At 33.5% G+C, this 21,230-nt stretch carries 18 protein-coding genes; all 18 read right to left on the reverse strand.

The window, feature by feature from the left end:
* Positions 1-147 precede the first annotated feature (147 nt).
* Positions 148-1,452, reverse strand: coding sequence for an IS30 family transposase (locus F7O84_RS11675; RefSeq protein ID WP_151145227.1), 1,305 nt, complete (start codon positions 1,450-1,452; stop codon positions 148-150).
* A gap of 240 nt (positions 1,453-1,692) precedes the next feature.
* On the reverse strand, positions 1,693-3,174 hold the full coding sequence (locus F7O84_RS11680) for a S1C family serine protease (protein ID WP_151145229.1): 1,482 nt from the start codon (positions 3,172-3,174) through the stop codon (positions 1,693-1,695).
* A gap of 162 nt (positions 3,175-3,336) precedes the next feature.
* Positions 3,337-4,254, reverse strand: coding sequence for a glycosyltransferase family 2 protein (locus tag F7O84_RS11685; protein WP_151145232.1), 918 nt, complete (start codon positions 4,252-4,254; stop codon positions 3,337-3,339).
* 111 nt (positions 4,255-4,365) lie between these two features.
* Positions 4,366-5,481 (reverse strand): LCP family protein, encoded by a 1,116-nt coding sequence (locus F7O84_RS11690; protein WP_151145235.1) that lies wholly within the window; start codon positions 5,479-5,481, stop codon positions 4,366-4,368.
* 17 nt (positions 5,482-5,498) lie between these two features.
* Entirely contained in the window at positions 5,499-6,932 is a 1,434-nt protein-coding gene (locus F7O84_RS11695) for an undecaprenyl-phosphate glucose phosphotransferase (protein ID WP_151145238.1), read from the reverse strand.
* 108 nt (positions 6,933-7,040) lie between these two features.
* Entirely contained in the window at positions 7,041-8,009 is a 969-nt protein-coding gene (locus F7O84_RS11700; RefSeq protein WP_151145240.1) for a glycosyltransferase family 2 protein, read from the reverse strand.
* A complete protein-coding gene (locus F7O84_RS11705; protein ID WP_151145243.1) occupies positions 8,006-9,637 on the reverse strand; it encodes a glycosyltransferase family 2 protein in 1,632 nt (543 codons plus the stop codon). Before F7O84_RS11705 ends, F7O84_RS11700 begins: the two co-directional genes overlap by 4 nt.
* Before the next feature lie 32 nt (positions 9,638-9,669).
* Positions 9,670-11,673 (reverse strand): glycosyltransferase family 2 protein, encoded by a 2,004-nt coding sequence (locus tag F7O84_RS11710; protein WP_151145246.1) that lies wholly within the window; start codon positions 11,671-11,673, stop codon positions 9,670-9,672.
* Between the two features lies 1 nt (position 11,674).
* Positions 11,675-13,288, reverse strand: a complete 1,614-nt coding sequence (locus F7O84_RS11715) for a hypothetical protein (protein WP_151145249.1) — start codon at positions 13,286-13,288, stop codon at positions 11,675-11,677.
* 4 nt (positions 13,289-13,292) lie between these two features.
* Positions 13,293-14,018 carry a glycosyltransferase family 2 protein gene (locus F7O84_RS11720; RefSeq protein ID WP_151145252.1) on the reverse strand — a complete coding sequence of 242 codons (726 nt, stop codon included), beginning with the start codon at positions 14,016-14,018 and terminating at the stop codon, positions 13,293-13,295.
* A gap of 12 nt (positions 14,019-14,030) precedes the next feature.
* Positions 14,031-14,705, reverse strand: a complete 675-nt coding sequence (locus tag F7O84_RS11725) for a DUF4956 domain-containing protein (RefSeq protein ID WP_151145255.1) — start codon at positions 14,703-14,705, stop codon at positions 14,031-14,033.
* A complete protein-coding gene (locus F7O84_RS11730) occupies positions 14,702-15,400 on the reverse strand; it encodes a polyphosphate polymerase domain-containing protein (protein ID WP_243140879.1) in 699 nt (232 codons plus the stop codon). Before F7O84_RS11730 ends, F7O84_RS11725 begins: the two co-directional genes overlap by 4 nt.
* A 2-nt stretch (positions 15,401-15,402) precedes the next feature.
* The gene (locus F7O84_RS11735) at positions 15,403-17,013 is read right to left on the reverse strand and encodes a CotH kinase family protein (protein WP_151145261.1); all 1,611 of its coding nucleotides are present in this window, start codon (positions 17,011-17,013) and stop codon (positions 15,403-15,405) included.
* A 24-nt stretch (positions 17,014-17,037) separates the two neighbouring features.
* Positions 17,038-17,685, reverse strand: coding sequence for a hypothetical protein (locus F7O84_RS11740; protein ID WP_151145263.1), 648 nt, complete (start codon positions 17,683-17,685; stop codon positions 17,038-17,040).
* A complete protein-coding gene (locus F7O84_RS11745) occupies positions 17,678-18,082 on the reverse strand; it encodes an HAD family hydrolase (RefSeq protein WP_151145266.1) in 405 nt (134 codons plus the stop codon). The genes F7O84_RS11740 and F7O84_RS11745 overlap by 8 nt, the downstream gene beginning before the upstream one ends.
* Positions 18,067-19,536 carry an aminoglycoside phosphotransferase family protein gene (locus F7O84_RS11750; protein ID WP_151145269.1) on the reverse strand — a complete coding sequence of 490 codons (1,470 nt, stop codon included), beginning with the start codon at positions 19,534-19,536 and terminating at the stop codon, positions 18,067-18,069. Before F7O84_RS11750 ends, F7O84_RS11745 begins: the two co-directional genes overlap by 16 nt.
* Positions 19,530-20,402 carry a lysylphosphatidylglycerol synthase domain-containing protein gene (locus F7O84_RS11755; protein ID WP_151145272.1) on the reverse strand — a complete coding sequence of 291 codons (873 nt, stop codon included), beginning with the start codon at positions 20,400-20,402 and terminating at the stop codon, positions 19,530-19,532. The genes F7O84_RS11750 and F7O84_RS11755 overlap by 7 nt, the downstream gene beginning before the upstream one ends.
* Positions 20,395-21,207, reverse strand: a complete 813-nt coding sequence (locus tag F7O84_RS11760) for a glycosyltransferase family 2 protein (protein ID WP_151145275.1) — start codon at positions 21,205-21,207, stop codon at positions 20,395-20,397. Before F7O84_RS11760 ends, F7O84_RS11755 begins: the two co-directional genes overlap by 8 nt.
* Positions 21,208-21,230: the final 23 nt, after the last annotated feature.

Raw genomic sequence — 21,230 nt, forward strand, 5'->3', positions numbered from 1 at the left:
CATGGTATAATCTCTGGTAACAGGATAATTTGGGCGCACAAAAACCGGACGTCACTTTTGGCTTACAAATTTTGTACTCCGAAATTCACGTCTGCTGGTATCTGTTTTTTTCGTTCCAGCCAGTGGTTTCTTCTTCCGATTATCTTGCTACTTTTTTAAAAGACCCGGCGTTAAATTGATGCTGTTGGCGTCAACCTCGTGGCATCCTAATTTATCAGCCAGGTCTTTTCCATAATAAAAACAGAATGCTTCATACGGACTTTTCCCATTCAGTTTCTTTCTTCTATAGGAATTGATATGATCCATCATCCGATTGATTTCTTCCTGCGTCAATTCATCAAAACTTTTTCCCTTTGGCAATACCCTTCTTATGAATTCATGCCCTACCTCTATTTCCGCTTTCTGATAGGGGGCACTTGGATTGCAGTAATAGATTCTGGTTCTTTGGAATCCTTTTCCATCTGGACCATACTCGATACTCTTGGGATTAGAAAATTCACTTCCGTTGTCTGTCAAAATGATCGGAAACAACTTTCGAAATTCTTGTCCTCCCAGCCAATTATATAGCTCATCATAAATATCAATTACTGACTTAGAGGTATTGGAATCTCTTAGGAATGCAAGCATCAAGGACGTTTCTACAAAGAATACCGTAAGCAGAACCTTTCCACCTTTGCTTCCTATCACAGAATCCATCTGGGTCACTGCCGTATCAGGATGCTGCTCCAGATACACTTCATAATCATGATAGTTTCTTCCAACTCGACAGCCTCTGTCTACCTTTAGTTCTGGTTTTTTATAACGTGGACGATACTTTACTTTCCGTGGGAGATCAATGTTCCTCACATCAAACAGACTTCCGTCTATGTAATTGTATAAAGTCTTTTCACTGCACATCAGCTCATCCTTATTATTTAAATAAATCTGATGTATGGACTGTCCTTGTTTAATCAACGGAACCAGGATTTCATTCAGTCTGGCAATTTCTCCTTCCGTGGAAAGAATTCCACTTCTTGATTGTGCAATCTTTTTCGATGCCTGACGATGGGCTTCCAATGCGTCATAGATTGTCTTCGTCAATGTACACTTTTTCACTTCACTACATCCATTACATACATAGGGCGCTTTAAATCTACTGGTACACACTTCTTCCTCAAACTGTACGCAATACCTGTTGCACAGACGCTCACACTGTCTGCATGTGGTTACCATTGGATACTTACATTTATTGGTTCCACACACTTTTTTTCGCTTACATCCTTTTCGATACTTGCATACATTATGGAGATAGACTGAATATCCACTCCATTGCTCTACTGCATAGTTGCGAACTTCTTTTGTAATCGTAGTTCTGTCGCGCAAAAGCTCCTTGCCTATCTCGGTAAAAGTCATACCCTCCTTTAGTCCACTTTCAATCTGTAAACGATCTTCATATGATAAAAACTTAGCCATAGTGTCTCCTTTCCCACTGGCTAAGTTCAATATATCACAAAAGGCAGGGACTGCGCCCTGCCTTTTTGTAACACGAATTTCTCTATGCTATTTTCAAATATTTGTACCTATCTTTCCCTTTCAGACGGGAATGTTATTTTACAATTGAGGAGCTACCTTCCATCTAGTTTTTACATAATGGAAGATAGCGCTTTTCATACCTGAATTCCTTTATTTTTTTGTATCATTTAATCAAACTTCTTACTGAACTTTACGTCCAAGTGTTACTGTAATATCTCTTTCTTGGTATTCCCCATCCTGCGCAGTTTGAACTGTTATGGTAACTGTACTTCCTGCTGCATAATATTGAAGGGTATCTTGAAGACTCTGCATAGAAGAAACCGAACTTCCATCAAACTTAGTAATAATGTCACCCTTCTTAATTCCTGCTGCCTCAGCCGCACCACCATCAACTACCTGTGCTATATAAACACCCTTTGGCATTCCATAAGCTTCAATGGCTTCATCAGATACATCTATTCCTGCGATTCCTAGATAACCTGTATCTGCCGAATCAACTTTATCTCTAGTTTCCTTGGTAACTAACTCATTTATGATTGGAATCGCCGTGGAGATTGGTATTGCATACCCCATACCTTCTACCTCAGTAGATGAATACTTTACAGAATTAATTCCAATTACCTGACCTTTCATATTAAGTAAGGCTCCACCACTGTTACCAGGATTAATAGCGGCATCAGTCTGAATCAAACTATTCGTCACACTATCAACAGTTACTTCTCTATCAATAGCACTAATAACACCTGTTGTTACAGATTGGCCATAGCCTAATGCATTACCAATTGCGATAGCGGCTTCTCCAACCTTTAGCTGTGTTGAATCTCCTAGTTTTGCTATTTTTATTGCATTCATTGTATTACTTTCTATATTTTCCAAAGGAACTGCTATCACTGCAAGGTCACTATCAACATCTGTTCCTTTAATCTTTGCGTCCACAACGCTTCCATCTGCAAATCCAACAGACAATGTATTAGCCTTATTCACAACATGGTTGTTGGTAACAATTAAAAGCTCTGTATCATTTTTATCTATTATGAAACCAGATCCACTTGCTTCTTGTTCCTGCTCGTATGTGTTCCCACCACGTGTACCTCCTCCAAAACTTCCAAAGAAATCTGGAATTTGAACGGGTACTGTAGATATATTCGTTATGGAGACTACACTTGGCATTACTTCTTCAACTACGCTAGAAACATCGGTAACCGTTGTAGCCAACTGCGTTGTTTCTGTGGAGGATACGGTCTGACCCAATCCATCTGCATTCTGCGCTTCTCCTGAATTTGCATTATTTTCTTCCAATCCATTTAGATCAACCGAAGATATCTGATTTTGATTCAAACTACCTGATACGAATCTAACCGCTTCGAATGAAGCACCCGCTAAACCTCCGCCGATAATTGCGAGTGTTGCTACTGCAATCAGTTTACGAACAAAGCCACCTTTATTTTTTTTGTTTTTATTATTACCTTGACTGCTTCCAAAAGACCCATTTGTATATCTATCCTCTGATTCATACGGTGACTTGTAATAAGAGCGGCTGTATCGTTCATCACTTCCTTCAGAAAAACTGGAACTGCCACTGTCGGTAGTGTTACTGTTTGAATCTTTATAATAATCTATAACCTGATTGTTATCCTGATTTTCATTATTGTTCTCAAACATATTACATTCTCCTTTTCAATTGTTTTAATAACTATGTTAGTTATGTTTTATTTTCTTTAGTGTAGCAATGATTTGTGATTAAAATGTGATAAAAATTAAAATAAAATTTGTCTTGTTTTTCATTTATATTTTTTTCACTAATCATACATAAATACTGATTTATTATTTCCAATAACTTTTATTCATGGTTAACTTTAATATAAGCCACCTAGGAAGCTTTTGATAACCTAGACCAAGTTTATATCCAATGTATTTAAATCCACTTTTTGCAAACAAATCAATTACAAGCCAAGGCTTTCCTATTTTTATACAATGTTTTGCTGTCTGCAAAACAAGTCGTAGACCTTCATCTTCTGATTTTAGTCCTATAAAAATCTCTTCATTATCTTTTTGAGAAACCCCTAGGTCAAAATTTCTACGTAATTGTTGAATATTTGTGTAGTTATGAGAATGAACTACGATAGCCGTAGAACAATACCTGATTTTTCTTCCTGACTGAATAACCTTAGAAGCGTAAATCATATCTTCATTAAAGATTGTATGACGTATAAAACCACCCAAACTAAGATATAGCTCCTTATCATAAGCCGCACACACATTAGAGCAAAAATATGTTTTAATTCCTAACCGACTAATATCTGCCTGAGACTTGATACTATCATTCTCTGGATAATTAAAGCTTCTTGTGAATCTTTCTATCTCCTTACAGTCAGTTGTAGGTAATTGTTTAGCATACGCAGCTCCTATCTCCTTCGAATCAAAACAGCTTACTAAGCTTTCAATTAAATAATCGTTGTCTGGCATTGCATCCTGCGTCATAAAAACAATAATATCCGCATCCGACATTCTTGCTCCCATATCTCTTGTTGCCCCATGATCGAATTCGTTTAAAGAAATATGCTTTACCATTACATTATTATAATTTGTTATTTCATGAATTTGAAATAATTTTTCTTCTGTATTGATGACAATAATGTTTTGGATTGGATAACTTTGAGCATTTAATTTTTCTATTAAATGTAAAAATGTAACATCCGGCTTTAGCGTTGGAATTATCACATCCACTGTTTTTTGATTCATAAAAGCTCCTACCTCTTCTTTTGATTTTGTAACTCTACCTGTATTTTAACCGAAAGACACAAAAAAGTAAACGCTATCAACTTTGTTTCTATAGTTGATAGCGTTCTGTTATTATTTTACTTCTGAAATTCCAGTATCCTCGATTATTTTTTTACTAATCGCCTGTACGGTTGGTGATGGAGAATAATTTTCTTCTGCAAATAGGAATTGATGCAATTGTGATACATTTGACTCCAATGTAATAGGAATGACTACATCACCAATCTTTTTGGTCCAATTCTTTGTAGTTTTTTCAAATGGAAAACCAGTTTGATCCGCCAAATTATATTTTGCAATATCTGCTACTAACCCAAATATTTCTGGAGTTGAAAAGTTAGTGGATATACCTGGTGATACTTTATCTACGATACGATTTAAAGTGGCAAGATTTGCTTTCTTTGCTTTTTCTGCTATTTTTTCTAATACCAGTCGTTGTCTTTCGGTTCTCTTATAATCACCGCCACTCGTATAACGAATTCTAGCATATGAAGTCGCTTGTACTCCATCTAAGGTTTGAAGTCCAGTTTTGGTTAATTTGGTGGTTTGTACTCCTGTAACAGCAGAAGTCTCTACCGTATAATTATTTAAATGATCAATTTCGTCCTCTTGTACATCAATTTCAATTCCGCCTAAAATGTCCACCACTGTAACAATTGCGTTAAAATCAATGGATACATATTTTGTAATATTTAAATCAAGATTCATATTTAACATCTTGATGGCTTGTTCGGGCCCACCATGTAAATACGCAGCATTTGCTTTCTTATAAGTATCATCTGATAAGTTAAGGTAAGTATCACGATATACGGAACATAATTTAATGTCACCAGTTTTATTATTGATACTTGCAATCATAATGGTATCACTATTGGTTCCTTTACCAAGTTTACCATCTCTTGCATCTACTCCAAACAATGCAACATTGGTATAACCCTCTGTAATCTCTTTAATGTTCGTAATACCTTCGTTTGCCTTTAGGTTATCTTCATTGACATCTACGCTTCGATCTAATTTGTCAAGCTTACTCATAACAAATAAGACACCAATCAGTACTACAAAAACAATCGCTTCTATTATAAAAAGAATTCTCCTTCTTTTTTTCTTTGCGGCCGCTTTTTTACTTATTTTTTTACCAGTTGACGGTTTACCAGTCGATTTATTCGAAGCCTTTCCTGTATTTTTTGCCATTTTATACCATACCTTTCTTAATATGCGTTTTTATTAATGAACCCTTTAAATATCGTTAAAAATAAGATTTTAAAATCAAAACCCAGGGTCCAGTTTTCTATATAATAAAGGTCATATTCAATCCTTTTACGAATTGATGTATTTCCTCTATACCCATTTATTTGCGCCCATCCAGTAATACCAGGTCGAACTTGATGTTTTACCATATATCTTGGAATCTCTTCTCTAAATTTTTCTACAAAGAATGGTCGCTCGGGTCTAGGACCAACCAAACTCATATCTCCAAAAAGTACATTGAAAAATTGTGGAAACTCATCAATGCTTGTCTTTCTAATAAATTTACCTACTTTGGTAACACGTGGATCATTTGGTACTGTAAATTTTGTTCGCTCTTCGTTAGGAGGCTGTACCTCCATTGACCTAAACTTGTACATTTGAAATGGTTTGTTATGGAGGCCAACACGCTCTTGACTATAAATTAAGGGACCTTTTGATGTACCTTTTACAAACAGAGCAATTATTAGCATAATTGGAGAAGTTAATATAATTAAAAATAGCGACCCAAAAATATCAATGATTCGTTTTATAATAATATTAAAAGAATTCGTAAGCGGTACATGTCTGATATTGATAATTGGTAACCCAAGTAAATCTTCTGTATATGGTCGATTTGGAATAACCTGATTGTAATCTGGTATAAATTTCGTATGAACTCCAGATTTCTCACATTGAAAAACAATATTTTCTAACTTTGCATACTCAGATAGACTTAATGTAATTGCTATCTCATCCAACTGATTCTGGGATAGAATCACGCCAAGATCATCTGTACTTCCCATAACCTTGACTCCCTTATATTGTTTACCTTTTTCTACATTATCATCCAAAATTCCTCTTATTATATATCCCCACTGTGGATTTGAATTCACTCGATCAATATATTCTTCTGCCGCACGGCTATAACCCACCAAAAGTACATGCCTTAAATTAAAACCTTTTGTTCGGATATTACGTAAAAAGTACCTTACCGCATTTCGAAATAAGGTTTCAGCAATAATATTAAAAATAGCAAATATAATAATTAAGGAACGCGAAAAATTCACTTCTCGAATGTAATAAAACGTAGCCATGAATCCTGCAAGTCCAACCAGATTCGCTTTTACGATATTGTAAAATTCAGTTTTTCTACTTTGTACTCTTTTTGCTGTATATAAATTAAAAATAAAATACAAAATAATATAGCATGGAATGATAAATACCATGACAGAAAAATAAATGTCGGTCGATGAGACCGTATATTGGAACACCTTTTTAAGTGGTGGCCAAATCTCTACTATTTTGGGTACAATCACAAATCGAAAATACCACGTAAATGCATAAGCGATTCCAATAATAAATGCATCTAATAATACATGTAATCTATTAAAATACTTCTGATTGTCTTTTATCAACCATTCTCACCCATTTCACCTATCTAATTTAATTAACCATACGCTTTATAATACAATATCTGTGATTTTAGCGCAATATAATTTTCTTAACAATTATTTAATCTTTTATTAATATACAAACCTTCTTATTGTATTTATCCATAATTCAAATTGAATTGATGCATAATTGCCCATATTTTTAATATGAAATTCAACTTTTTCTAATTTTATAGCCATTTGAATCCCTTTTTTAAGCCCCAATAGATAGGTCTTTCCAAATCCCTTTTTACTAAAAAACATTATTTTTATGATAAAGCCAATTAGGAGGAAAGGAAGATTCAAAAGAATCTGTAAAAATGGCATATTCTTATATATTAAAAATATACTATTTCTTGATGCCAAATCTACTTTAAATTCATTGTATCTAGAACCACTAGAACCACTTCCAGCATGATATACAACACTCTTTGCAGCATATCGGTTTTTATAACCATGTATTCTAGCACGATATCCTATATCAATGTCCTCAAGATAAGCAAAATGTGCTTCATCAAAATATCCAATCTGGTCAAATACTTCTCTTCTGTAGATGGCAGCTCCTGCACATGCTGCAAATATCTTTGCATTCTCTTGATACAATAAGGAGGACTTACCTTTTCCTCTTGCAAAGGCCCAGCCAAGCGAGCAGTAATAATCACCTGCATCATCAATGCGACTTGAATCATACATCTGTAGCATTTTAGCTTGGCAAGAAAAAATCTGCTTTGATTCTTCCATAACCTTTACAAGTTCTTCTACAAAGTATTCATCTACCGTAGTGTCATTATTCAATAGTATTACATATTTAGAAGCAGATTGTTTAATGCCCTCATTTACGGCTTTGCTAAACCCATAATTTTTATCCAATTCTATTAATTTTACTTCTGGAAACTTCTCTTTTATATACATTGTACTTCTATCAGAAGAGGCATTGTCTACTACAATAATCTCGTAATTTTCAAAAGATTGATTTTGAAGAGATTGTAGGCAATTTGCAATAAATTCGATTCCATTATAATTTGGTATTACGATAGATACCATATTGTTTCTCATCTTCATTTATTTTCCTTTAACTCAAATTCAGCATATGGATTAAATACAATCTTTAAGCCAGCTTTTTTAGCCTTTAAGCAAAAATCAATGGCAACAAACCCTTTTTCTAATGCTCGATTAAATCCATTGTTATCAAAATATAAACTTTTTTTCATCATCATACATAAACTAGATACCGCATCTGTTTGTTGTTGAATAATTGCTTTACAAAAATAGCCTTGATTCCACCTTGCCAGCTTTGAAAACATTGGGGTTTTTTTAATCACTTCACCATTCGCAAATCCTTCTTTGGTGATAGCATGTTTCCCTGCCCATAAAAGTTTTTTTGTCTCATTCTTTTCATTGATTAAAAAGCCAGCATCGTATATCTCATTGCCTTTATAAATCTTTCCACCTACAATTCCTACTTCTCTGCGAATGCAATGTGAGGTAAGTTCTGTAAGCCAGTCTTTGTTAAGAGGTATTAAATCAGCATTATAAAATAAAATATAGTCTCCCTTTGCTCGAAACAACTGAGCTTCTTTGATTATTTCAAAATTACGATAGTTTGTATGTTCTGTTATTGTTTTTACCGCTTTTTTAAAATTTGCTGCTTCATTCATATCTCTTATAACGATTGAAACCAAAGGTTCTTCTGCCATAAGGTATTGTACTCTATAGTAGCCAAGGTTGACTGAATTTGTTACCGTTGCATCGATATGAAGTCTACCTAGATGTGCCTCTATGGCTCTTTTCCCTGCATCATACGCATACATTTTACTAGCTGGGTTATCTGCCACTGAATTAGAATGTATGCGCCAATGATATAGTATTTTAGGTATATGTCTAATTACTTTAGAAAGTTCCAAACACCGAAAAATAAAGTCATAATCTTGAGAACCATCAAATTCCTTACGAAATCCTCCTGTTCTATCCACAATTTCTTTCTTTACTACAAAGAAATGACAAATATAATTATTACTCCTAAGTAAATCCAAATCAAAACTCGGCTTGAAATGAGGTTCAAAAAAACGATCTCCATTTGTAGTTGTCTTATCTTCATCGGTATAAATTGCATCTGGATTTTCCTTGTTAATCAATCTGACCACTTCAAAGACTGCATTAGGAGCAAGAAAATCATCATGATCTAATAGACCAACGTAATGTCCCTTTGCTAGCTTTAAAGCTTCATTTGTATTTTCTGATATCCCAAGGTTTTCTGCCAGTTTAACATATTTCACTCTTCCATCAAGTTGTCTGTAAGAATTGACAATCTCTTCCGTTTGTGTATCATCAGCCCCACTTCCATCTGCCATACACAATTCAATATATTTATATGTCTGATTCAGTACAGACTCTATCATAGCGCGAAGAAATACTTCAGGCGTTTTATATAATGGTACTACAATACTGATTACTGGATTATAAGTAAACGTTACTTCTCTTTGTTCCATTAATTTTTTTTCATCTGGTTCATTTGCTTTTCTATAAGCTTCGTAATCAATACTTTCCCTTTGTAGTTGTCCCACTAACTTTGCGCCAAATTGTTTTACTCCATATTGTGAAATATAATTGACACCTTTTTTTACATTATCTGGAGTTATCTTAGATGTTAACCTGTCAAATACACTTTTCATTTCCGGTTTTTTATCCATGTTCTTATCCTCATTTTGTCCTACTAAACCATTTACTCATGCTTACTTGGAGCCACGACCTTATATTCTGCACTATCTAGTGAAAAGTTTATATTATAGTAAGGGTCACCAGAATCTAATATCTCTTTCCATCTTGCACGAAATCTTTTTACTTCTTCATTATAGCGAATCGCCTTTTCCTTTTCATCATCCAATCCTCTTGATTTGGATTCATAGTGATAAAGCTCCGCAAAAGGAGTAAAAACATTTAGTAATCCTAATTTACGTAATCTAAGACAAAAGTCCACATCATTTAATGCTACTGCAAAGCTTTCATCAAGTCCATTTAGCTGGTCAAATAAACTCTTTTTCACCATCAAACAAGCACCTGTCACTGCTGATACATCCTGTGCATAATATAACTTACCCATATATCCTAAATTCGCCTTTGGAAGTCTATAATGGGTGTGACCAGCACTTCTGTGTGCACCAAGACCAATTACAATACCTGCATGCTGTATCGTATCATCTCCATAATATAACTTAGCTCCAACTGCTCCAACATCATCTCTTTGCGCATACATAAGCATTTCTTCAATCCAGTTATTGGTTATAATTTCTGTGTCATTATTTAATAAGATGATATATTCACCCTTTGCATACGAAGCGCCTAAATTATTAATGGCAGAATAATTAAATTCTCCTTCATATTTTATAACCCTAATATTTTGAATTTGATTTAGTGTTTCATAATAATCAAATAACTTTTTATCGGTGCTATTATTTTCAACTACGATAATCTCATAATTATCATATGTTGATTTATACTGGATGGACTCAATGCATTTAGCCAAATCACTTAAATGATCTTTATTGGCAATGATGATTGATACCAAGGGTTTATCTTTTATATCATAATTTATTTTAAATATAGTTGGAAAGGCTTTTGTACTTTCTGCTTTTCCTGCTATGTTACATTGTCTTAAATGATCCTCTACTGCTCTTTTTGCGGCATCAATGGCATATACTTTTGCATTGATATCAGAAGCCACAGAATTTTTATGAGACCTCCAGTAGTATAAAATTTTGGGAATATGACATACATTTGTAGCCGCAGTTGTTAATCGTAAAATCATATCATGGTCTTGACTTCCATCAAATTCGCTACGAAATAAACCCGTCTTTTCCAAGAGTTTTGCATCAAAGGTAGAAAAGTGGCAAATGTAATTGTTTGCTCTAAGGGTATCAATAGCAAAATCTGACTTAAAATGCATCGTGCTCATATTATTAATCGAATTCCCATGAAATGTAGCTTCATCTGTATACACATAATCCGCATTTTTTTCACATATCACCTTCATATTTTCATACAAAACACTTGGGTGTAATATATCATCGTGATCAAACAATGCAATATAATCACCCGTTGCCATATTAAAACATACATTGGTGTTCCCTGAGATACCTAAATTTTTTTCTATCTTTTTATATAAGATTCTTTTATCTTTCTTATGATATTCTCTACAAATCTCTCCTACATACGTATGCTTGTCATCACTGCCGTCTGCAAGGCACAATTCCCAATTCGTATATGTCTGATTTACAACGGAATCAATCATCTCATGAAGGAATTTTTTTGGCGTATTATACAAGGGAACCAAAATACTAAACTTAATCTCTCGATCAAACTTGGTATTTCTTTGTGCTTTTGCTTCTTCCTCACTTGGAAAGCTATCCGTTCCAAACAATTTATAAACCTGCTTTTCAGACATTTTTTGTTTTGCTTTTTTTAAAAATCCTTTTAAGTTTCCACAACGTCTTATTCTGTCTTTCGTACGAATTATGAAATGAACTACAACTCTAGCTGGTTTTGATAACTTCCAAATAAATGTTCCTTTAATATTTTTAAGCTTTCCTTTAAGGAAAGTAATCTCTTCCTCTGCTTTTTCTAGTTTCACTGTCAAGTCATAATTTTGTTTTTTTTCTTTGTAATATAATTCTTTATAGTAATCGGCTTCCGTCTTTTTGTTTGTTTCATCCCTATTTATTTCTTCCATATTATATTGACCTTTCATTTCTTTTATTTTCTATCTTATATACAATAAGCATTGTTATCCAAACAGCTCCAATTAGGTAAATGGAATAATAGTACATAAATAGCTTGGAAGGTGATGTTAAAAATATTAATGGTATTTTAGCACAAACCGTTGCACAAATAAAGAAATATCCCCATTTTCTCTTGATTAGTAAAATCAAGCAGGTGAACAGTAAAATAACTGTCTGAACGAAAAAACTATAGATGATATTGTGTATTACTTCATTATTTGTGAATTCTAATATTTTTATAAGTTCACTACGAAATGGCGGTTCGCTATATTGATATTTTTCTCTGAAATTAACATAGTTTGCATCCGTAGCTTCCTCAAACATATCCTGCGTTTCACCTAACAATCCTGTAGAACTTAATAAGGTATCAAGTCTCTCTCTCATAAAAACTCCAGGATATTTTAGAATTAATTGATAGTAAGCTTGTTTCATTTCTTCAAATTCTCTATCCGTATAGGCTCTTGTTAGATGCAGCTCCTCATTCCAATACATGGATATCCCTGACTTACCTTCTAGATATCCATTCACTAAAACATTCGTATCTAGTACTTTATCAACCGCATTTAACAAAGAATTTTCCTCATTTACATACGCTTCATAAACAAGCGGCGTAATCGGAAGTACAATACTGGTAAGCTCATATTCTTTTGATGATTCCACTCTATTCCCCAAAAACTGAATTCCTGTTAGCACAGACGAAATCAAAAGAACTAAAAGTACAAATTTTACTTTTATCTTTCTTTTGGTTTCCTTCCAAAATAGTACTACAAAACTAATCGGTGCTAGTACAATATAATAGATGGATTCCGTTCTCCAACATACAAGAATTCCAGCTATGATTGCCAGAATCCAGATATGCTTCTTTTGTAGTTCTTTTTTTGTATATTTGAAATCAAATAGTAAAAAGGCATAAAGCAATTCTATATATGCATAAATTGACATTCGCATTGGATAAAAATTTGAGTCGATTACCGGAAATAACAAAAAAGGAAGGTACATGAAAAAGACAACCTTTTTGCTTTGAATCTGCTCAGAGCATCGATAAACCACATAACCTACCATCAAGGATATGATACAAATTTGTACAAATACCACTCCAGATGGATTTGGAATCAGCATCAGTGCAAATATATAGAATACCGAAGTCAAATATCCTTGCCAAAAATTAGGTAATACAAACGTTGCATTCTTTAATATTCCAAACTCATCCAATCTCCAAAGTCCAGGATATAATATCACAAAAAACAAAAGCATAATTGCAAAATAGATGCCTGTATACTTTAAATATGACACTAATTTCTTATTTCTTGCTTTGCACTCATTCAAACTATATAATATTCCATGCCATAATGTAACAAGTAATAATAAAAATCCAAATTTAGCCCCCCACGCAAGTATCGCTTTGGCACTTGTTACGGTGTCTGTAAAATCAAATAATTGATAGTGAAATACCAGACGATCCGTCAAAAAACTGATTCCCCAGTGAATACAGGCAATCATTATTGCCAGCTTATTGAATTGAACTAAACCACCTTTTGGTTTACTTTTATGCTTGTCAATTATCATAGTTTTACCCTTTATAATTCTCAATAAAAACTTGTAACTCTTCTGGTGTACCAAGTACATGCACTTTATCAAAATCCACTGTAGAAATCCTTACATCTCCACCTTTTGAGATCAAATAATTATACAATGGTGCGACATATTTTTCGCCCTTTTCTAAATTCTCATTTGAAGAATAATATTCTTTATAGAGTTGTTCATAAAGCTTACAGCTTCTAAAATAGTAGGCACCAAGCGTACAATGTTTGGAGATTCTTTCCTTTTCTCTCACTTCAATTGCCTTGCCTTCCTCGTTAAGCTTTACAAAACTCCAATGATCTCCTGGTGCATGAAAACAAGGAATAAAACCATCCCCTGTAATTTGGGATGCTTTCATTTCTCCTTCTTCTACATAGGTATCAATGTTATAAATCATCAGTTCTGACTCTTGGTCCCAATACTCTTTTCCAAGCATTGCAGTCGTAGCCTGTCCATCTGTTAGATAATCAAGTTCTATTACATGAATCTGTGTTAGATTCATTTCCTTACATTTCTCATGAATGAAGGAACTTGCATTATCTTCTTTTCTAACGATAAATATATAAGTATTTTCCTTTTCATAGAAGCCTGATAGGCTTAACATCGACCACTCAAACAGCGTCTTTTTATGAGCCTCAATCATGTATTTTGGAACTTGATAACCCGCCTTTTTAAACCGTGAACCAAGCCCTGCCATTGTAATTACAATTGTCATAATTATTCCTCCTTAAAAGGTCACTTCACCATCGTGAGACAATAAAGATACTAACATAACTTTATCAAGATTGGAAACCTCATTGATTAGTTGTCCTTCATTTTTCGTTTTAATTTCAATTACCATATCCAAGCTTTGATTGGAAATATTTCTGGATTTTACTTTATATAATTTGGTATTTTGCTTCACTGTACTTATAATTTGTTCTTCTATTGCCTTGTCTTCACAATTTATTACCAGTATCATTGCTGCCTTTGCAACAGGCAATAAATCAAGACCAAGTAAAGCAATGGTTACAAGAAAACTCATGAAAAGTGCCACTTCAAAAAGACCCGCTCCACATATAATACCAATACTAATTGACCAAAATAGAAAAATTAAGTCAAGTGGATCTTTGATTGCAGTACGAAACCTTACAATTGATAATGCACCTACCATACCAAGTGAAATAACAAGGCTTGACTGCATGGCAAGGATGATTCCTGCTGTAATGATTGATATGACTGCAATCGCAATATTAAAGGTCTTAGAATAAAATGTCTTTCTCGTAACAAACCGATACATTGCAAAAATATACAAAGCAAATACGCATGTCACAAACAATGTGACTACAATCTTTGTCGTACTAATATCTGAACCTGTAAATCCCTCTATAAATGACTTCTTAAAAATATCCTGAAAATTCATATAACCCAACCTTCCTTATAAGTCCTGCATAAATAAAATTTTGAAAATGCTGTTTGTCTTAATGTGCCTAACTCCATGTTATTTGCAATATAATCTGGTATAAATTCATCAAACTTTACCTCTAAAATATGTTGACCTGCACGCATGATTGGTCTTTTCCTTATACTTGGCTTAAGAAAATCAGCGATATAAGTGGAGGAGGAAATGTTTCGATCTAATGTAACTCTGACATTACCTTCTTTGCACACATAAGGTACTCTGTCATAATCAACAATAATACTTGGTTTCATTAATCTTGTCTTCATGAGAAGATTTAATTTTTGCAAGGTCTTATCATATTGATTAGACGAAGGTAGGGGAACTCCCTTCATAAGCTGTCTGCATTGTTCAAGTGAAAGTGCACAGGAGAGCTTTAACGTCTTACCCTTTTCTTTCCTCTTAAGTTCTAAGGAAATCTTATCCGTACTTCCATTGTAGATGCGAATGCGAAATTTTTCTCTAGGATCTGTACCTGCTTCATTTTCATGAAGGCAGGTGTTATAATAATCATCAAAATACAAGCTTCGAATGTTGTAAACACCGTTTTTAGATGCATTTTTATCAAGCTTCATAAAGGTCTGTATTCTAGCATTTAACACAGCTAATTCCATTTCATTACATATATATTTTAATTCGTGCCTGTATTTATCCGCCATTATCATTCCTCCGTAAGCGTTGCAAAATAGGAGTCTAGAAATTCCATTTTGTCTATTGCATATTGTTTGATATCGGTATAATCAGTGGTATGGGCTCCTTCTGGCCATCTTTTTGTATCTCTATCCATTGCACCAGAGTTAACAACTGTATGTTCCAAGTTCTCGATGTTCTTTATTAAAGCATCGTTTGTAAGAATGCTACCTCGTAACAAATTCCACTTTTCCTTCACTATCGCAATGGAATTACCCGCATTTAAGTCAATCACTCGTTGTCCTGTTTCCCAATTGGCTACCTCTGTCATAATTTCTGGCTCATATGCTGTAAATGTCGGTGGAAGTTTTTCTTTACTTACATTTCCCCAAGTCAAATCCATATCCCATGGTACAAAGAACAGTCGAATTCCTGAATCTGTCATCTTTGCCACATAATAAACATTCTTTGCACGATTATCAAGTCCCGATATAATCTGAAAGAAAAGCCATGCATTGGTCACACTGTTTATATCAATTGTGTTATCAATTTCTTTTACATATTCCTCATCTTCTAAATTGTGTACACGGATAAAATCACTGAGAGGCTTCCAAGTCTTTAAAGAAATATCTCCATATTTGCTTATGCCCTTTAATTCAAAACCACATCTTGATAACACATCAGACTCTTCCATAAAATAATCAAGTGATAACACAATTGGGTCTGTTCGCTTATATATATATTCTTGACTTTCAGCTTCATTTGATTTGGTAATATCTAACATCTTAGCATCTACTGGCTCCATTAAGCCATAAATCCCATAATAGTCACCGTCTACCACAAGTTCTACATATTCTAGCTTTGTGCCAAATTCACGGCTATAAGGATTATCCTTTGCTCCAAACTGGTTCCAGATATCAATAGAGAGTTTATCTCTAATTTTTGTATTGTCATTATACATGGCGTATAATATCCAATCATTGTCCTTTCTCATATTTAAAAGCGACAGATTATGATTAACAATATTTCCAGAATTATTATATTTTGTCAGTTCAAGCTTGTACCCTTTTTTGGGATATATTCTACTCGTATTTCCTCTTACCCTAATATTTGCCATTGAATGCTGCACCCATTCTGATTTGGTATCTGCTGAGTAAAGCGTCATATCAATGCTAGCACTTTCCAAAAAGTCTCCAGCATTTATTTTAATATCCATTATAGGCAATCCCGTAAATACGATATGATAATAACGATGCTCTTGTTTTGTAAACGCTAGAAAGGAGAAACTCTCATTGTTTGCTATTGCTTCTAATTTCGATACTTTTTTAAAATCATTGGTAAACAAAATGGAAGCTTCATTCGCATTGGATGTTAGTTCTCCATACTCCCAACCTTCATTCTTCATTGATAGCGGAAGATAAAATGTTGACGACTCCTTATCATACGGTAGTGCTTCTCCATTAAAATATAAATTTTGCAAAATATCGTCAGTTGTAAGCCTTGTGTTTTCCTCAATTTTGGCAATCGACTTTGGTGTTCCAATGTTACACTGAATGGAATCATTTTGATCAATTCCTACAATAAAAAATAAACAGACAAGAGCAAATAGTATTACATTTATAATAAAAACTATTTTTTTCATTGAAATAGCTCCTAATCTCTTACTTTATTTGCTAACAGGAATCTGGGATCCAAAACACTCTTTTATGATATCTTCCTTCACAGTTTCTGCTGTTCCATAAATATTACACATAAATTGGGTGGAGTCATCAATCATAACATAAGCACAATATTCAATATAGTTCTCTGTCTCTTCATATGTATAAGAAAGTGAAATATAATTCACCTTGTATCCGTTTACCTCGAGTGTTTTGACATCGCCTGTAGCAATATTTGTATAGGATACATCTTTAGAAGTAGCAATAATTTCTTTTTCAAATTCATAATATGATTCCATCTCCTGTTCCGTATGATTTTCGATGGAATAATTTATTCTTATCGTCTTATCTTCATTATAATATTCAGCATCAAAAGCACTTTCGTAGTCTTTACTCTGGGTATATCCGCTTGGGGGTACAACTTCTATTTTAATACCTTCCTCTGCATCCGTTATGATTGCATTCCCATTCTCAGCAAAAACTCCTGAAGATGCTTCGATTACTTCATCCTCTTGCCCTTCTTCATATGTCACATCACTTAACTGTGATTCATCTTTCATATAAAATAAGGCTCTACCCCCGATTACAGCACCCTCAATTGCTATAAGAGCGATTACTCCTGTTAACACACCTATCCAAAATGATTTCTTATTCATGATCATACTCCTCCCTTGATTTTTTGCATATCTCATTCAATTCTTCCTCAGAGTACTTTAGAAACTCATCTGGTCGAATGGAACGATCATCAACATAAAACCCCCTATGCCCTGGCCATGGTTTACCATAGATAATTTCGTCGTATGGTATATCCCACTTATCTAGCCATTCTAGCATTACCTTTGCTGTATTGGCATTAATCATTCCAATATTTCCATTATAACTATTCATGTTTCGAGAGGTGAAAAGAGTAATCTTCGCTCCTCCTTCTTTGTACTCTCGAATCTTTTTTACGATATTTTCATAGGGAACCAAATCAATATATTCTTGTGTCTTCTTTTTAATTGGGCAAATGGTTCCATCAATATCAAATACAAACGTTAATCCTTTATACATCGCTCTACCTCTTCTAAAATATTGATTGCATTTAACAGAAAACCAAATACTTTTTGCGGATTATCCATATGTAATGGAAGCATGGATAAAAATAGCGATGCTTCATAAACTCGAACCAATGTATAATCAAAGCTGTATGTTTCTAAATATTGTTTAAAAAGCTCTACATATTCTACGTTATTAAATTCCAAGCTCAATGATAATTTCAAATCTGACTCAATTTTAATATCGTATAATCCACTATTAAAGAAATCATATCGACCACATATAGAATGAGATAACTTCGCAATATCATAGTAAGGGTTTGTCCATAAATCTTCCTCTTTTAACGCTCCTTTTGGGTCAATTAATTTAAGCATAGCGGTTTCTTTGTTATATAAGATATTAGAAAAACATAAATCTCCATGTCCCACTACAAAATGTGGCTTAATATCAATATTCTTTCTTACTTTTTTATATAGCATTTCATAATTCGAAATAATTTCTTCAATGTCTTGGTATTTCGTCCCTGATGAAATAAAATGATTAAATTTCGTATAATAAGGACTTTTTTTCAGTTCTTCCATTCGTTCTCTTACTTTACCAATATAGAGAGCTTCTTCAATCGTATCAAATTCCTTTTGAGATACTGATTTTGTCTTTCTTGTTGTTACAAAATGAAACAAACGTTTTAAGATATCATCTAACTCGTCCAGATTTATCGCATTGTGAATCCAACGTATTGCAATATCTGTCATATGATATCTCTCCATCGTGTAAGAGGCAAATTCTTCTTTTTCTTGATAAGAAAACGGCATAACGAACCACATCTTCATTTCATCTGGAAGCAATCCATAGAATTCATACTCGCTTTTTATCTTTTTCTTATTACTTGAGCGCTTTGTGACTGTATATTCATCACCCTCTAAGGCATTAAAAAACCTTGCATCAAAACCACCTGTAATAAATTGCATAAAGTTATTCAATTCAGAAAGATCAATCATAGAATCTGATTGAATTACATCATAATTTTTTATTTTATCAAACGTAAGCTGTCCTTGTATGTTTTGATTCTCCTTGATGTAGCTTATGTATTCCTCCACATTACTAAACAAAGCAAAGATTGTTTTTTCCTGTTGTTTTACCAAAATATTAGTATTGATAAATTGTGCTTTTTCCAAAAGTAAGTTAAAGCTCTCTGTATTTTTAATACCGTAATTAGAATATAAATGCATGACACAACAATTACCCGGCACATCTTTTAATGCCCCAGTTAATCGTTCAATTGCATCTCCTTCACGATAATCAATCACATCAACTATAAAATTATTTGACATCAACACTTCTGTCATTCTTCGTTTTAAAGTTTTTCGTTTAAATATGGTATTTCCAAAGCTTTTTGGTCCTGTAATATTTTTAACCAACTTGTCTGCTACCACGGTATCGTCGTAAACGACTATTACTTTTTTTAACATTTTACAGCTCTCCTTTTCCAATACGAAATACCATACACACTGACTGTAATAATTGCAAGAATAATACAGCTTACAGTGGTATAGATGTTAAGTAGCTGTGTCTCCCCAAATCCAAAAATGGAATTGATATATGTTACAAATCCACTGATTCCAAATACTTTTTGAAAAATTGTCTGCATGCACAATAATAATCCAAATTCAGCCAGCCACCCTATACAAGATAGAATAAATATCAAAGAGCTTCTTCCCTTTAACAATCTTCTAATATAATCATACCAAGTCTTTCCATTTTCTAGTAAGTATAAACATCGTACTGCCTCTTTTGAACTCGCATTCGTAATCAGATATTGGTTCAAATAGTAATACGTAGGTAAAAAAATCCGGTATAAAAATAAGATAACCGCTGCAAATAAGGATAAAATAAGTGTTACTGGTGAAATTGCTTTATCAACAATTACATCGTAAGGAATCAAAATAACAAGCAAAGCACTAATATCAAAAACACGATCTATTATAACACTTAAAATGCCGATTTTTGCATCTTTTGTTTCTTTGGAAAAACAGTATACTCGAAAGATTTCACCTAGTTTAAAAGGAAAAGCCAAGTTCACAAACGTTATTTTCATATATACTTTAATGAAACGGAATAGATTAATTTTTTGTTCCATTAAGATAAGATAAAATCTCATCATTTTAGCTAAGTGTACAAATAAAAATCCCAGTATGAACAGTGGTATAAGGTAGCTTAATCTTACATCTATATTTAATTGTACATCAGTAAAGGTTTTTGTTCGCATACTTGCAAAGTAAACCGCTAGCAAAACAATCACCGCATTTACCCTTAAGTAAACCGCTTTCTTATTCATCGAACTTTACAATCCCACTTTCTGCAATTACCTTAGCACTATAGTTTTCTACCTGTCGTTCTCTAATTTCGGAAGTAATAAACTTTTCTCGATGCAAAAAATAATTACCTAGCATTTTTAAAACTGTAATTGCCTGATTCATCATCTTTACATTTGATACCTGATCATCTTCTCTCCATGTGATAGGAAAGAAGGCAATGTTATGCTTATAATAATCTGCTGCCATTATCATACAATAATTAAACATCAAATTATCTGGAAATTTCTCATAAAACTTGTCCTTTAACATAGCAACATGATACATGTTAAGCCCTGAGCCCAAATCTAATATTCTCTTCTTAACCACTATTGAAAATAATATGTTATATACTACGTTACCAAAGGTACGAAACGTTGAATACCCCTTTAGCTTAGAGCCATTCATAAATCTGGCACCTAAACAACAATCGTATTTTAAGTAGGCCTTTCTTTTTAGAACTACATTCAGGTCATGTATATCCCCTTGATCGTCCCCATGCAATACAATGACGTAATCATAGCCTTCTTTTATTGCATAATCAAAGGCAACCTTATGAGAGCCTCCAAGGCCATAATTATCATCATTTCTTAAAAGTGCTACAGGAATCTTTGGGTTGTTCTCAATAAACTCAATCACTTTTTCTTCTGTTGCATCTGTACTTCGATTATTTACCATAATTACTTGATCAATATACAAAAGTATACTTTCATCCAATTGACCAAGTACTCTTTGTATCTGGTTTTCACAATTATATCCCGGTATAAACAATAAAATTTTCTCTTTCATAAATACCTCCGTTTCCATTCAAA

It is taken from the genome of Candidatus Galacturonatibacter soehngenii (genome assembly GCF_008830185.1).
In the GTDB taxonomy this organism is placed as follows: Bacteria; Bacillota; Clostridia; order Lachnospirales; family Lachnospiraceae; genus Lachnotalea; species Lachnotalea soehngenii.

What these genes read in the sequence shown, in the direction of transcription:
- F7O84_RS11675 (WP_151145227.1), bottom strand. Translation starts at nt 1,452, where the DNA reads ATGGCTAAGTTTTTATCATATGAAGATCGTTTACAGATTGAAAGTGGA.
- F7O84_RS11680 (WP_151145229.1), bottom strand. Translation starts at nt 3,174, where the DNA reads ATGTTTGAGAACAATAATGAAAATCAGGATAACAATCAGGTTATAGAT.
- F7O84_RS11685 (WP_151145232.1), bottom strand. Translation starts at nt 4,254, where the DNA reads ATGAATCAAAAAACAGTGGATGTGATAATTCCAACGCTAAAGCCGGAT.
- F7O84_RS11690 (WP_151145235.1), bottom strand. Translation starts at nt 5,481, where the DNA reads ATGGCAAAAAATACAGGAAAGGCTTCGAATAAATCGACTGGTAAACCG.
- F7O84_RS11700 (WP_151145240.1), bottom strand. Translation starts at nt 8,009, where the DNA reads ATGAAGATGAGAAACAATATGGTATCTATCGTAATACCAAATTATAAT.
- F7O84_RS11705 (WP_151145243.1), bottom strand. Translation starts at nt 9,637, where the DNA reads ATGGATAAAAAACCGGAAATGAAAAGTGTATTTGACAGGTTAACATCT.
- F7O84_RS11710 (WP_151145246.1), bottom strand. Translation starts at nt 11,673, where the DNA reads ATGGAAGAAATAAATAGGGATGAAACAAACAAAAAGACGGAAGCCGAT.
- F7O84_RS11715 (WP_151145249.1), bottom strand. Translation starts at nt 13,288, where the DNA reads ATGATAATTGACAAGCATAAAAGTAAACCAAAAGGTGGTTTAGTTCAA.
- F7O84_RS11720 (WP_151145252.1), bottom strand. Translation starts at nt 14,018, where the DNA reads ATGACAATTGTAATTACAATGGCAGGGCTTGGTTCACGGTTTAAAAAG.
- F7O84_RS11725 (WP_151145255.1), bottom strand. Translation starts at nt 14,705, where the DNA reads ATGAATTTTCAGGATATTTTTAAGAAGTCATTTATAGAGGGATTTACA.
- F7O84_RS11730 (WP_243140879.1), bottom strand. Translation starts at nt 15,400, where the DNA reads ATGGCGGATAAATACAGGCACGAATTAAAATATATATGTAATGAAATG.
- F7O84_RS11735 (WP_151145261.1), bottom strand. Translation starts at nt 17,013, where the DNA reads ATGAAAAAAATAGTTTTTATTATAAATGTAATACTATTTGCTCTTGTC.
- F7O84_RS11740 (WP_151145263.1), bottom strand. Translation starts at nt 17,685, where the DNA reads ATGAATAAGAAATCATTTTGGATAGGTGTGTTAACAGGAGTAATCGCT.
- F7O84_RS11745 (WP_151145266.1), bottom strand. Translation starts at nt 18,082, where the DNA reads ATGTATAAAGGATTAACGTTTGTATTTGATATTGATGGAACCATTTGC.
- F7O84_RS11750 (WP_151145269.1), bottom strand. Translation starts at nt 19,536, where the DNA reads ATGTTAAAAAAAGTAATAGTCGTTTACGACGATACCGTGGTAGCAGAC.
- F7O84_RS11755 (WP_151145272.1), bottom strand. Translation starts at nt 20,402, where the DNA reads ATGAATAAGAAAGCGGTTTACTTAAGGGTAAATGCGGTGATTGTTTTG.
- F7O84_RS11760 (WP_151145275.1), bottom strand. Translation starts at nt 21,207, where the DNA reads ATGAAAGAGAAAATTTTATTGTTTATACCGGGATATAATTGTGAAAAC.